This is a genomic window from Conexibacter stalactiti, assembly GCF_033542075.1.
In the GTDB taxonomy this organism is placed as follows: domain Bacteria; phylum Actinomycetota; class Thermoleophilia; order Solirubrobacterales; family Solirubrobacteraceae; genus Conexibacter; species Conexibacter stalactiti.
Genome location: NZ_JAWSTH010000146.1, coordinates 1 through 13,035, shown reverse-complemented (window position 1 = coordinate 13,035; position 13,035 = coordinate 1). Strand labels below are relative to the sequence as shown.

Sequence of the window (13,035 nt, the reverse complement as noted above, 5' to 3'; positions counted from 1 at the left end):
GGGCCCGCCGGCTGCGCCGCCGGGGCCGCTCGGACCGATGGGCCCGGCAGGCCCGGCGGGACCCGGCGTGCCGGCGCCGTCGCGCACCGGCACGACCGCCGCCGAGGCAGCGCTGCCGCTGCCGGCCTCGTTGGTCGCGGTCACGACGCAGGCGATCCGCCGCGCGACGTCCTCCTCGCGCACGACGTAGCGGGCGCCGGCGGCGCCGTCGATCGGCGCGCCGTCGCGGGTCCAGGCGTAGGCGGTCGTCGCCGTGCCGGCGCCGTCGAACGCCGGCGCGGTGCAGACCAGCTCGCCGCCGGGCGTCGCCGGGCCGCTGACGGTCGTCTCGCCGGCCGCGACCGGCGCGCCGACGACGAACGTGTAGTCGCCCGCGCCGGCGAGCAGCACCACAGCGCCGTCCGCGGCGCGTGCGGCGGCGTCGTCGGCGACCTGCACGCCGGCGGCGCGGGTGATCGGCTCACCGCCCTCGGTCACGTCGGCGAGTCGCTGCGCCGGCACGTGCACGCGCGCGGTCGCGCCGACCGGCACGGTCACTCTCAGCGTCACCGCGCCGGAGGCGCCTCTGCTCCAGGCGACGGCCGCTCTGCCGCGCGGTGTGCGCGTGAAGGCCGACGCCTCGGTCAGGTCGCCGACGAGGTGCGGCCGCACGTCGAACGTCGCATAGCCGTCGCCCGTGCTGCGCAGACCGGCGACGTCCTTCCAGAACCAGTCGTCGACGGTGCCGAGGAAGGCGTGGCCGACCGAGCGCGGGTTGGTCCACATCTCCCACAGCGAGGTCGCGCCGTTGTCGACCCAGAAGCCCCAGCTCGGCGCCGTCCGCTGCGTCGCGAGCTGGTAGGCCAGCTCGCCGTAGCCGTGCGCGGTCAGCACGGGGAGGAGGTGCTTGGTCGCCATCGCGCCGGTGTTGAGGTGGACGCCGCGGGCGCGCACGTCGGCGGCGATCGAGGCGGCGACGCGGCCCTGCGCCGACTGCGGCACGAGCCCGAACGCGAGCGCGAAGACGTTGTGCGCCTGGCGGTACACGCCGAGGTCGCGCGAATCGCCGCGGTACCAGCCGCGCTGCGCGTCGTAGAAGGTCGCGTTGAAGGCCGTTCTCATCTTCGCGGCGGCCTCGCGGTAACGCGCGGCGTCGTCGTCGCGGCCGAGCAGGTCGGCCATCTGCGACAGCGTTCTCGTCATCAGGTGGACGTAGGCGGTGCCGGCGACGCGCGGATCCTCGGGCGGCTTGCCGCCGCCGGAGTCGGGCGCGACCCAGTCGCCGTAGTTGGTGCTCGAGAGGTAGCCGCTCTGCTTGCCCAGCTCCCAGTCGACGTACTTCTTGATCCCGTCGTAGTGCTCGCGCACGACGCGCTCGTCACCGGCGTACTGGTACAGCCACCACGGGATCATCACGTAGGCGGCGTTCCACGGCGGGGAGGGCTTGTCTCTGCCCCAGCCGGGCGTCGGCGCGATCACGGCCGGCTCGCCGCTTGCCGAGCGCGAGTCGGAGACGTCGTCGAGCCACTTCGCGTGCAGCGACTGCGAGCCGAGGTTGAACATCGTCAGCTCGGCGAGCACCTGCGCGTCGCCGGTCCAGCCGTTCTTCTCGTAGACGGGCGTGTCGGTCGGGATCCCGTGCAGGTTGTTGAAGACCGTGTTGACGGTCAGCTCGTGGATGCGGTCGAGCAAGGGGTTGGAGGCGTCGAAGCCGCCGATCACCGGCAGGTCGCTGTGCAGCACGCGCGCCTGCACGTCCTCAGCGGTCAGCTCGCCCGGCCAGCCGGTCACCTCGACGTACTGGAAGCCCTTGTAGGAGAAGCGCGGCTCCCACGTCTCGCCGTCAGGATCGCCCGCGAGCGTGTAGTGGTCGGTCTGCAGCTCGCCGGTGATGTAGGTCGACTCGATCCAGGCGCGGCCGCTTCTGAGCCGCTCGCTGTAGAGCAGGTTGACCTTCGTCGCCGCCGGGCCGCTGACGTTGATGCGCGCCCAGCCGGTCACGTTGCGGCCGAAGTCGAGCACGTGGACGCCGGGCGCGGGGTTGGTGATCGCGACGGGCTTCAGCGTCTCCACCACGCGGATCGGCTCGTGCGCCTGCGCGACGAGCTGGCCGCCGGGCGCTCTCAGCAGCGAGGGCGCTTCCCAGCCGGAGTCGTCGAAGCCGGGCGCGTCGAAGCCGTCGCGCTCGCGGCGGGCGTCGTAGGTCTCGCCGGCGAACAGCGAGTCGGCGAGCGTGGGGCCGGCGGCCAGTCTCCAGCTGTCGTCGGTCGGGACGGTCTCGCTGCCGCCGTCGGCGTAGTCGATCCGCAGCAGCGCGCGCACGCGCGCGGGGCCGTTCCACGGCGCCTGGTGCCAGTTCCACACGTTCGCCTGCTGCATGCCGAAGAAGCCGCGCCCGAGCTGGGCGCCGATCGCGTTGGCGCCCTCTCTCAGCAGGCGGGTGACGTCGCTGGTGACGTAGGAGAGCCGCTGGTCGTAGGCGGTCAGCGCGGGGTCGAGCACGTGGTCGTTGACGCGCTCGCCGTTGATCGAGAGGTCCGCGTAGCCGCCGGCCGCGACGTAGAGGCGGGCGCTTCTGATCGCTCTGGCGACGGTGAAGTCGCGCCGCAGCAGCGGCTCGGCCCATGGCGCCGGCGGGATCGTCACGTTCGTCTTCCACGGGTTGGCGCCGTAGGTGCCGAGCGCGGTCGCCGGGCTCCAGCCGGAGTCGTCGAAGCCGGGCTGCTCCCAGCCCTCCTGCGCGGCGCTCGCGCCGCGCCAGCTCGCGTCGCTCTCGACGGTCGTGACGCTGCCGTCCCCGTAGTCGACGCGCAGCCGCGCGAGCAGGCCGGCAGGGCTGTTGCTGCCGTCGGACTCGGAGCTGTTGCGGGTGGTGACCGCGAGCACGTGGTCGCCGGGGGAGAGCGTCAGGTCGTCGGCGCGCTGGGCCGTCTTCCAGGCGTCTCTGACCTGCGGCGAGGAGATCAGGCGCTCGCCGTCGAGGTAGAGGTCGAGGCCGTCGTCGGCGGTCGCGATCAGCGCGGCGGAGGAGATCGTTCTGCCGGCGGGGATCGTGAACGTCTTGCGGAACCAGCGCGGCTGCGGCGGCGCGGTCGGCGGGACGGCGTCGCCGCCGCTCCAGATCCAGTTCGCGCCGGTGAAGTCGAGCGTCTTGGCGGAGGCCGGGTTCTCGGCCGTCGCCGGGACCGTCACGCGCGACTTCCACGGATCCATCCCGTACGTGCCGAGCTGGCGGGCGTCGCTCCAGCCGCTGTCGTCGAAGCTCGTCTGCTGCCAATCGGCGGACGCGGTCGTCGAGGTCTTGAAGCCGCTGGTCGTGTCGGCGGTCACGAACGTGCCGTCGTCGAGCGCGACTCTGACGCGCGCGAGCAGGCCGGCCGGGCTGTTGGAGCCGTTGGTCTCGGGCGTGTTGGTGGTCGCGACGGCGAGCACGTTGACGCCCTCGACCGGCGCGAGCCGGTAGCGCTTGGCGGTCATCCAGGCGTTGTTGCCGGTCGTCGTCGAGCCGACTCTCTCGCCGTTGAGCCAGACCTCGCCGTTGTCGTCGGCGGTGACCGCGAGCTGCGCGCCCGTCACCGTTCTGCCGGCGGGGATCGTGAAGGCGCGGCGGAAGTAGCGTGGCTGCGGCGGCGCGGTGACGCCGCTGGCGGCGTCGGGATGCCAGATCCAGGAGGCGCCGGCGAGGTCGACGGCGACCGCGCCCTGCGGCACGCCGGCGCCGACCGGGTCGGCGCGACCGATCCAGCTCGCGCTGCCCCAGCCGGCGGCGTCGAGCAGGCCGGTCTCGAACCAGGCGGGCGCACTCCAGGTCCCGGTCTGATCGCCCTTCAGGAACGACTGGACGCGCCAGTGGTAGCGCGTCGAGGAGGTCAGCGCGGGACCGTTGTAGACGGCGTCGAAGCTCTGTGCGGAGGTGACCTCGCCGCTGTCCCAGACGTCGGCCTGGCCGGGCTGGAGCTTGTCGGGCGAGCTGGCGACGAGGATCCGGTAGGCGCGCTGCCGGGCGCCGCGCTGGTCGCTGGAGAGCTTCCATGCCAGCCGCGGCCGCGCCGCGTCGAGCCCGAGCGGGTCGGTGAGCTGCTCGGTCGTGAGGCCGGTCACCTGCGGCGGAGCGGTGGCGGCGAACGCGCTGCCGGGTGTCACGGCGGCGGCGCTGCTGAGCGCCGTGAGCGTGAGCGCGGTCGCGCACAGCTCTCTCCAGCGGCCGCGCACGGTCGCTTCCATCACGCGCATCTCTCCTCCTGCATGGGGTCTCTTGAGCTTTCACGCGCGCTATCCCCAAGAAGCGCACTAATTCGCTCAGAAGCTCACCATAGTGACCGGCAATGCGCCACGTCAAGAGAGAGCAGCGGCGAGGTTCGTACCGGGAGGTACAAAACGCTCCGCTGCTCGGCGGGAGGGTGTGAGACGGGCCGGCGGCGAGGCGGCGCTACGCCGCCTGGCGCTCGCCCCAAGCGTGCTCGAGCGCCTGCAGGTAGGCGTCGGCCGGCTGGGCGCCGGAGAGGCCGTCGAGCACGAGGAAGGGGACGCCGCGGATGCCGAGCTGGCCGGCCTGCGCCATCTCGGCGTGGACCTCCTCGGCGAAGCGGTCGGAGTCGAGCAGCTCGGCCGCTTCGGGCAGCGGGATGCCGGCCTCGGCGACGGCGTTGGCAAGCTCGGCCGGGTCGCCGATCGCGAGCCCCTCGCTGAAGTAGCCGAGCATCAGCCGCTCGATCACCTCGGTCGCGACGCCCTGCTCGCGCGCGAGGTGGATCAGCCGGTGGGCGTCGAAGGTGTTGCCCGGGCGGGCCTTGTCGAAGCGGAACTCGATCCCGCTCTCGCGGCCCAGCTCGACGATCTGGCCCTGGCGCGCCTCGGCCTCCTCGACGGTGCTGCCGTACTTGTCCGCCAGCATCTGCGCCAGCGAGCCCTCGTGCACCGGCGGCGCGGAGGGGTCGAGCTGGAACGAACGGGTGACGATCGTCAGCTCGTCGCGGGCGTCGAACCGCTCCAGCGCCGCTTCCAGTCTGCGCTTGCCGAGGTAGCACCACGGGCAGACCACGTCGATCCAGAGTTCGAGTTGCATCTAACTCACTATAGAGCCGGGTTGGGCGTGACCAGGGGAGAAGCGCGCGACCAGCACGAGCGCGTCGTCGGCGACGCCGCGGCGATGGCGATGCAGCAGCCCGTCGGCGAGCGGGCCGAGCGAGCCGCGCACGCGCAGCTCGTCGGCGACGGTGCTCTCGACGCCGTCGGTCGCCAGCAGCAGGGTGTCGCCTTCGGCGATCGGCAGCGTGACCGGCACCAGCTCCGGCAGGCTGTCGCCGACGACGCCGCCGAGCAGCAGCGCCGCCGCGGCCGGCGAGCGGTCGGCCGCCGGCGCCAGCAGGCCGGCGACGTTGCCGATCCCCAGCCAGGTCAGCGATCGCTCCCCGACGTCGATCCGCGCGACCGTCAGCGCGGCGCCGCGCGTGCCGGCGAGCGCGCTGTGGCAGGCGTTCACGGCGGCCGGCAGCGGCTCCTCGACGCAGTCGCGCAGGACGGCGGCGGCGCGTTCGGCCGCCTCGCCGGCGAGGGCGCCGTGGCCGAGCCCGTCGATCGCCGCCAGCAGCACGGCGTCACCGGCCGCGACCGCGACCCACGCGTCGCCGCTGATCTGCTCGCCGTCCGCGCAGGCGTGCGCGACGCCGAAGCTGACGTCCGGGTGCAGCAGCGCGCCCGCGGTCATGCCGGCGCCCACTTCGTCATCGTGATCGTCGTGCCGCGGCCGACGTGCGAGCTGATCGCGAAGTCGTCCATCAGCCGCCGCGCCCCCGGCAGCCCGATCCCGAGGCCGCCGCCGGTCGTGTAGCCGTCCTGCAGCGCGCGGTCGATGTCCTCGATCCCGGGCCCGTCGTCGCTGGCGATGACCTCCACGCCGCTGCGGCCGCGCCGCTCGATCTGCCGCACGACGATCTCGCCACGCCCGGCGTACGCGGTGATGTTGCGCGCGACCTCCGAGATCGCGGTCGCGATCAGCGTCAGATCGGTCAACGCGAGGCCGAGCTGCTCGGCGAGCCGCCGGCCCGCCTGGCGAGCGGCGACCACGTCATCGTCCGACGCGATCTCGACCCGCACCTCAGCTGACGGAGCCGCCATGGCGCCCGGCCTCCCCGCCGAGCGACTCGAGCAGGGCGAGGCCCTCCTCGAGGTCGAGGGCCGTGTGCACGTCTTCCAGTGACGTGCCCAGCTGCACCATCGCGAACGCGACCTCCGGCTGGATCCCCACCAGCACCATCTCAGCTCCTCGCAGCCGCGTCATCTGCGCGATCGCTCTCAGCGAGCGCGCGACGAACGAGTCCATCACGTCTATCGCGGCGACGTCGACGACGATCCCGCGCGAGCGGTAGCGCCCGACCTGCTCGATCAGCTTCTGCTGCAGGCGCAGGACGTCGGTGTCGGTCAGCGCCGTCTGGATCGAGGCGATCAGGACGCTGCCCTGTTTGAGGATCGGGACCGGCATCTGGACTGGCACGCGCACCCGTGGGCTAGCGGATCAGCTCCGCGGTCGCGTCGGTCCGCACCGTCACCTCGTAGCCGAGCAGCCGCTCAGCCTCCTCGATGCCGCCCTGGAGGTCGCCGACCGCGTTGACCTTCGAGAGGTCGACGCCGATCGTCACGAGCGTCTGGGCGATCTCCGACGAGAGGCCGGTGATGATCACGCTGGCGCCCATCAGCCGCGACGCCTCGACGGTCTGCACGAGGTTGTTCGCGACCGTCTGGTCGATCGTCGGCACGCCGGTGATGTCGATCACGACGACCTTCGCGCGGTTGGTGCGGATCCCGCGCAGCAGCTGCTCGGTCACCTGCCGCGCGCGCTGCGAGTCGAGCACGCCGATGATCGGGAGGATCAACAGCCGCTCGCGCACCTGGAGGACCGGCGTCGACAGCTCGCGGATCGCCTCCTGCTGCTGGCGGATGATGCGCTCGCGCTCCTGCACGAACGAGACGCCGACCGTGTTGGCGATTCGATTCGCGGCAGGCTCGTACGCGTCGAGAACCCGGTTGAGCAGGTCGAAGTCCGACTGGTACTTCTCGAACAGCGAGCGCGCGAGCACGTCACGCAGGAGCAGCACGATGCCGAGCACCTCGTCGGTCTCGACGCCACGGGGGATGATCCGCTCCGAGAGGTTGCGCGCGTAGTCCTGGAGCGCCTCGACCGAGCCGGTCTCGAGCACCTCGATGTAGTTGTCGTAGACCGACGTCGCCTCGGCGAAGATCTCGTCCGAGGTCATCGCCGTCAGCAGCTTCGCGTCGGTGATGCGGCGCGCCCACTCCTCGCGCAGCACCGTGCGGTTGCGACGCAGGTGGGCGACCAGCTCGCGCAGCAGCGACGCGCTCGACTCGCCGCCGCCTCCGGCCGCGGTCGCGGCAGGTCGTCTTGCTCTGCGCGCTGCTCTCCTACGTTCGGCCATCGTCTGTCCCCGAGTTCGATCGACGCGACTGCAAGTCTGACATCTGACTGGTCATGCGGGCGGAATCCGCACCGCGACGACGGCGAGGTCGTCGCGCGGCGGTCCGCCGGAAGCGTTCAGGACGGCGTCCTCGACGCGCTCGGCGGCCTTCGCGGCCGAGACGTCGCCGATCTCGCCGAGCAGCGCCCGCAGCTGGTCGACGCCGAAGACCTCGCGGCCGCGCTTGCGCACTTCCGTCACGCCGTCCGTGTACATCACCAGCAGATCGCCGGGCGCCAGCTCGACGGTGTCGGTGTGCAGGGATGGGTCGGGCACGACTCCAAGCACCGTCGAGTGCGTGCCGACCGCCTCGACCTCGCCGCCGGCGCGCCGCACCAGCGGCAGCGGATGGCCGGCGGTGACGAAGTCGACGCGCGCGCCGCCCTCGGGCCGCAGCGCGAGCTGGCCGTAGATCGCGGTGCAGAAGCGGTGGTCGGCGCGCTGGTCGAGGATCGCCTCGTTGAGCATCGCCATCACGCGCTCGGGGCGGTGCTCCCACAGCGCCGCGGCGCGCAGCGTGTAACGCACCAGCGCGGTCAGCGCGGCGGCGTGCGGGCCCTTGCCGCAGACGTCGCCGATCGCCAGGCCCCACGCGGTCCCGTTCGTTCTGAAGACGTCGTAGAAGTCGCCGCCGACGACCATCCCGTCGCCGGCCGCGCAGTAGCGCGCCTCGACGTCGAGGCCGTCGATCTTCGGCAGCCGCTGCGGCAGCAGGCTGCGCTGCAGCGTCTCGGCGATCTCGCGTTCGAGGCCGTAGATCTGCGCGTTGCCGATCGCGGCCGAGGCGACCTGCGCCAGCTGCACGAGGATCGCCTCGGCGCCGGGGTCGGTCGTCTCGGCGCCGAAGACCTCGATCTCGCCGACGACGAGGCCGCGGCGGCCGGTGAGGCTGGCGCGCAGGACGCTCTGGCCGGCCTGCGCCTGCTCGGAGGGGACCTCGCCGGAGGTCGCCGTCAGGGTCCGCCGCGGCTGCGCGCCGGGCAGCTCCAGGTGGGCGCGCGCCGAGCGGCCGCCGAGCACGTGACGCGCCTCTGCCGTCACGAGGTCGATCACGTCGGCGACCGGCAGCGCCGCGTTGAGCGCGACCGAGACCTCCGCGACCGACTGCAGCTGGCGGGCGTGCTCGTGCTCCAGCCGTGCCACCTCCTGCACCTCCAGGTAGCCGCGGTGGGCGATCTCGAAGGTCGCGAGGCTCTCGCGCAGGAAGTCGGCGGCGCGCTCGGCCAGCAGCGCGCGCTGCTGCGCGTCGCGCTCGGGAAGGACGCCCTCGGCGACGGCGCGGCGATGGGCCTCGGCCAGCTCCAGCAGGCTGAGGTGGCCGCCGACGGCCTCCCGGCTCAGCTCGTAGGCAGGCGTCACGTCGGCTTCGTCGCCGGAGACCAGATAGCGCAGGAAGGCACGCCGGTAGCGGTCGCCGAAGCTCCCGTCGGTGCGCGCTCCGTCATCGCGTGTGACGCTCACAGGGCGGAAGGATATTGCGGGGACGGCGGCGGAGCGAATCAGGCGTGGTCGATCTCGCACCAGACGCAGGTGCGTCCGGTCCCGCGCTCGACGCCCCAGCGATCGGTCAGCTCGGCGACGATCGACAGGCCCCAGCCGGAGCGCTTGTCATCGCGGTCGACCGTGCTCTCGGCGACCGCGCCGCCGAGCGCGCGCGGGTCGGTCACCTCGATCCGCGTCCCCTGCCCGCGCCGGCGCACGACGAGCGCGATGCCGTCGTCCTCCCGGCGGGCGCCGTGGCGGACGGCGTTGGTGACCAGCTCGGAGATGATCAGCAGCGCCGCGTCACGACGATCCTGCGGCCAGTGCGCGAGCGCCTCCGCGGCGGCGTGGCGGGCGTGCTGCGGCGCGTCGGGGCCGGCCGCGAGCGTGACCGCGATGCCGCCCGGAAGGGCGCCGTCGGGTTGGCGGGAGCTGGCCAGCGATCCGGACGTGGAAGGGCGGCCACCGCGCGTCATCGAGCGAACGCGGCTGTCGAAGAGGGGCGATTCGGCATGCATTGCTGATCCGTCGCTACCCGCAAGTGGCGTGGCGGCAACCTCGCAAGGTCATTAGGCATCGTCCGCGCGGGCAGGGGGTATGTGTCCGACAGATGACCAGTCTGGAACCGACACCAGCGTTCGACGTCTCGGTCGAACGCCGCGAGGCGACGCTCGTGGCCGCTCCGGCGGGCGAGCTCGACCTCGCCACCGCGCCGCAGCTGATCGCCGCGCTGCGGTCACACGACGACTACGAGCGGCTGGTGATCGACCTCCGCTCGCTCAGCTTCATGGACTCCTCGGGGCTGCGCCTGCTGGTCGCCGAGACCGACCGCGCGAGCAGAGGCGGCTATGTGCTGCAGCTCGTGCGCGGAGGCCCCGAAGTCGGGCGCCTGCTGCGGTTGACGCGGCTCGACGAGAAGCTGCCGTTCATCGACGCCGACGCGGTGTAGACGCGCGCCGCGTGCGCGCCGCGTCCACGGCGCGCGCCGCGCGCCTTGGACGCGGCGCTCAGCGCCCGGTCAGCCGGAAGGCGACCAGCGCGAGGTCGTCGCGGAAGCCGCCGGGGCCGGCCGCAAGCCCGTGCACGAGCGTGTCGACGGTCGGGCCGGGAGCGGCCGAGCCGGTCGCCGCCAGCGCACCGGCGAGCTGCTCGGGTGACAGCAGGCGCGGCGCGCGCGCCTCCGTCAACCCGTCGGTGTAGAGCAGCAGCAGGTCGCCGGGGGCGAGCGTCGTCACGCGCTCGTGCAGGTGCGGGTCGGGGAAGACGCCGAGCAGCGTGCCGGGCTCGCCGACCAGATCGCAGCGGCCATCGGCGCGCCGCACCAGCGGCGGCATGTGGCCGCCGAGCGCGACCGTCACCCGCGCCGGGTCGGCGGCGAGGTCGAGCGCGGCCAGCGCGACAGTGCAGAAGCGCCCCTCGGAGTCCTCGCGGCAGATCGCTCTGTTGGCCGCTCTCAGGATCGACGCCGGGCCGGGCTCGTACGGCGCGACCGCGCGGATCGTGTGGCGCACCAGCGCCGTCAGCGCGGCGGCGTCGGCGCCCTTGCCGCAGACGTCGCCGATCGTCAGCAGCCAGCGCTGCTCGTCGCAGCGGAAGACGTCGTAGAAGTCGCCGCCGACCGTCATCCCGGCGGTCGCGGGGACGTAGCGGACGGCGACCTCGGCGCCGGGCACGCACGGCGCCGCGTCGGCCAGTAGCCCGCGCTGCAGCGCGACGGTGAGGTCGTGCTCCTGCGCGAGCGCGCGCGTGAGACCGCGCCGCTCGATCTCGTGCCCGGTCACGTCGACGAAGACGCCCAGCACGCCGCGGACGCGGCCGTCGGGGTCGCGCACCGGCGAGAACGTCGCCTCGTACCAGCTGTTGCCCTCGCAGGCCGTCGGCGCGTGCGACGGCACCGGCAGCCGATCGAGCGCGACCGTCTCGCCGGTTCGCATGACGCGCCGGAACAGCTCGTCGGCGGCGTCGAGCACCTCCGGGAACGCCTCCGCGAAGGTCAGCCCGACGAGCGCGTCGCCGCCCGGCAGCAGCTCGCGAGCGCGCTCGTTGGCGAAGCGGTAGCGGTAGTCGTCGCCCCAGAGGAGGACGATCCCGACCGGCGCGTGCACGAGCACGTCGGCCAACAGCTCGCGATCCTCGCCGAGGATCCGCAGAGCCTCCTCGAAGGCGTGCGCGGTGGTGACCGGCTGACCCATCTCGACCTCCTCAGGGTGGTTTTGAGCTACCCCCGCCGACGCGCCGGCAGTCGCGCTCTCCGAAGCTGGCGCATACTGGGTCCGATGGATGCCGCCGCCTCCTCGGGCCGGCCCGTCACGCTCGCGTGGCGGCTCCCGCCGCAGCTGCTGTTCGTGATCGGCGCGCTCACGCAGTACGTCGGCGCCGGCCTCGCCGTGCTGCTGTTCGCGCGCGTCCCGGTGATCGGCGTCGCGTGGCTGCGCGTGCTCGCGGCGGCGGTCGTGATGGTGCTGTGGGCGCGGCCGTGGCGGCTGGACGGCGGCGGCGCGGAGGCGCGCTGGACGCCGGCGCGGATCCGCCTCGTCGTCGGCTTCGGGCTCGCGCTGGCCGGCATGAACGCCTGCTTCTACCTGGCGATCGACCATCTCCCGCTCGGCACCGCGGTCGCGCTCGAGTTTGCCGGCCCGATCGCCGTCACCGCGCTCGGCTCGCGTGGCCGTCGCGACGCGCTGGCGCTCACGACCGCAGCGTGCGGTGTGCTGCTGCTGGCCGACGTGCACGTCTCCGGCAGCCCACTCGGGGTCGCGCTCGCGCTCGCCGCCGGCGCCTGCTGGGCCGGCTACATCGTGCTCGGCCACCGCGTCGCGGCCGATGCGGCGATCGGCGGGCGCCAGGGGCTCGCGGCGGCGATGGCGCTCGGGGCGCTCGCGCTGGCGCCGTTCGGCGCGCCCGGCTCGCTCGACGCCTTCCTCTCGCCGCTGCTGCTGGTCGCCTGTGTCGCCGTCGGCCTGATGTCGAGCGTGATCCCGTACGCGCTCGACCAGGTCGCGATGGCGCGGCTGCCACGCGCCCGCTTCGCGCTGCTGCTGGCGCTGCTGCCCGCGACCGCGACGGTCGCCGGGCTGGTCGTGCTCGGGCAGGTTCCGGGCGTCGCCGAGACGGTCGGGATCGCGCTCGTCGTCGCCGCGACGGCGCTCGGCAGCCACGCGGAGTGACGTCACGTAGCCTGTCGCGCGCATGACGCTCGTCGAACGCGACCAGGAGCTGGCGGCGCTCGCCGCCGCCGCGCAGGCCGCCGCCCGCGGAGAAGGCGGCGTCGTGCTGCTGGAAGGGGTCGCGGGGATCGGCAAGACCGCGCTGCTGCGCGGCGCCCGCGAAGCGGCCGAGAGCGCGGGGCTGACGGTCGTCGCCGGGGTCGCTTCCGCGCTCGACCGCGACTTTCCCTTCGGGCTCGTGCACCAGCTGCTCGACCCGCTGCTGGCCGGCGGCGACGGCGAGCGCCGCGCGCGGCTGTTGTCGGGCGCGGCCGCGCAGGCGGAGCCGGTCCTCAGCCCGCTCGGTGCCGGACCCGCGCAGCCGGCGCCGACCCACGCGGTCCTGCACGGCCTCTACTGGCTCGTCGCGAACCTCGCCGAGGAGGGGCCGCTGGCGCTGCTCGTCGACGACCTGCACTGGGCCGACGTCTCGTCGCTGCGGCTGCTCGAGTTCCTCGGCCGCCGCCTGCAGGGGCTGCCGGTGCTGCTCGTCGGCGCGACGCGCGTCGGTGAGCCGGGCGCCGACGCCGAGCTGCTGGCGGCGCTGGCGGGCGGGCCGGCGACGCGCGTGCTGCGCCCGGCGCCGCTGACCGCCGATGGTGCCGAGCGGCTGCTGGCGGAGACGCTCGGCGGCGCGCCGGAGGCGCCGTTCGTGCAGGCCGCGGTCGGCGCGACCGGCGGCAACCCGCTGCTGCTGCGCGAGCTGGCGCGCGCCGCCGCCGAGCAGGGGCTGAGCGGCAGAGGCGAGGAGTCGCCGCAGCTCGACGCGATCGGCTCCGCCGACCTCGTCGCCGCGGTCGAGCGACGGCTGGCGGCGCTCGGCCCCGACGCGGGCGCGGGCGCGCGCGCCGCGGCGGTGCTCGGCGAGCGGGCGACGCGCGACGGCCTCGCCGCGC

General features: G+C 73.9%; 12 protein-coding genes. 3 read left to right on the top strand and 9 right to left on the bottom strand.

The genetic code is table 11. The features are described from left to right. The 8 genes from R7226_RS29350 to R7226_RS29315 form a co-directional block, all read right to left on the bottom strand. On the bottom strand, positions 1 to 4,212 hold a 4,212-nt coding region (locus tag R7226_RS29350), incomplete at its 3' end, for a family 78 glycoside hydrolase catalytic domain (RefSeq protein ID WP_318601029.1). A 196-nt stretch (positions 4,213 to 4,408) separates the two neighbouring features. Continuing rightward, positions 4,409 to 5,044 (bottom strand): DsbA family oxidoreductase, encoded by a 636-nt coding sequence (locus tag R7226_RS29345; RefSeq protein ID WP_318601028.1) that lies wholly within the window; start codon positions 5,042 to 5,044, stop codon positions 4,409 to 4,411. After that, complete coding sequence (locus R7226_RS29340) at positions 5,045 to 5,686, bottom strand: SpoIIE family protein phosphatase (protein ID WP_318601027.1); 642 nt, start codon at positions 5,684 to 5,686, stop codon at positions 5,045 to 5,047. Then, the gene (locus R7226_RS29335) at positions 5,683 to 6,096 is read right to left on the bottom strand and encodes an ATP-binding protein (RefSeq protein ID WP_318601026.1); all 414 of its coding nucleotides are present in this window, start codon (positions 6,094 to 6,096) and stop codon (positions 5,683 to 5,685) included. Before R7226_RS29335 ends, R7226_RS29340 begins: the two co-directional genes overlap by 4 nt. Further along, complete coding sequence (locus tag R7226_RS29330; protein ID WP_404827926.1) at positions 6,077 to 6,460, bottom strand: STAS domain-containing protein; 384 nt, start codon at positions 6,458 to 6,460, stop codon at positions 6,077 to 6,079. The genes R7226_RS29335 and R7226_RS29330 overlap by 20 nt, the downstream gene beginning before the upstream one ends. A gap of 25 nt (positions 6,461 to 6,485) precedes the next feature. Further along, positions 6,486 to 7,412: an STAS domain-containing protein gene (locus R7226_RS29325; protein WP_318601024.1), complete on the bottom strand. Its 927-nt coding sequence runs from the start codon at positions 7,410 to 7,412 to the stop codon at positions 6,486 to 6,488. Between the two features lie 51 nt (positions 7,413 to 7,463). Further along, positions 7,464 to 8,912, bottom strand: coding sequence for a PP2C family protein-serine/threonine phosphatase (locus R7226_RS29320; RefSeq protein WP_318601023.1), 1,449 nt, complete (start codon positions 8,910 to 8,912; stop codon positions 7,464 to 7,466). Positions 8,913 to 8,950: 38 nt separating this feature from the next. Further along, entirely contained in the window at positions 8,951 to 9,451 is a 501-nt protein-coding gene (locus R7226_RS29315) for an ATP-binding protein (protein WP_318601022.1), read from the bottom strand. A gap of 92 nt (positions 9,452 to 9,543) precedes the next feature. Between R7226_RS29315 and R7226_RS29310 the strand changes: the two genes are divergently transcribed. Then, positions 9,544 to 9,882 (top strand): STAS domain-containing protein, encoded by a 339-nt coding sequence (locus R7226_RS29310; protein ID WP_318601021.1) that lies wholly within the window; start codon positions 9,544 to 9,546, stop codon positions 9,880 to 9,882. Between the two features lie 58 nt (positions 9,883 to 9,940). Here the strand turns inward: R7226_RS29310 and R7226_RS29305 are convergent, their stop codons facing one another. Further along, a complete protein-coding gene (locus tag R7226_RS29305) occupies positions 9,941 to 11,125 on the bottom strand; it encodes a PP2C family protein-serine/threonine phosphatase (protein ID WP_318601020.1) in 1,185 nt (394 codons plus the stop codon). An 84-nt stretch (positions 11,126 to 11,209) separates the two neighbouring features. Between R7226_RS29305 and R7226_RS29300 the strand changes: the two genes are divergently transcribed. After that, on the top strand, positions 11,210 to 12,100 hold the full coding sequence (locus tag R7226_RS29300) for an EamA family transporter (protein ID WP_318601019.1): 891 nt from the start codon (positions 11,210 to 11,212) through the stop codon (positions 12,098 to 12,100). Between the two features lie 22 nt (positions 12,101 to 12,122). Continuing rightward, positions 12,123 to 13,035, top strand: a 913-nt coding sequence (locus R7226_RS29295; RefSeq protein ID WP_318601018.1) for an AAA family ATPase, incomplete at its 3' end; no start/stop codon positions are given.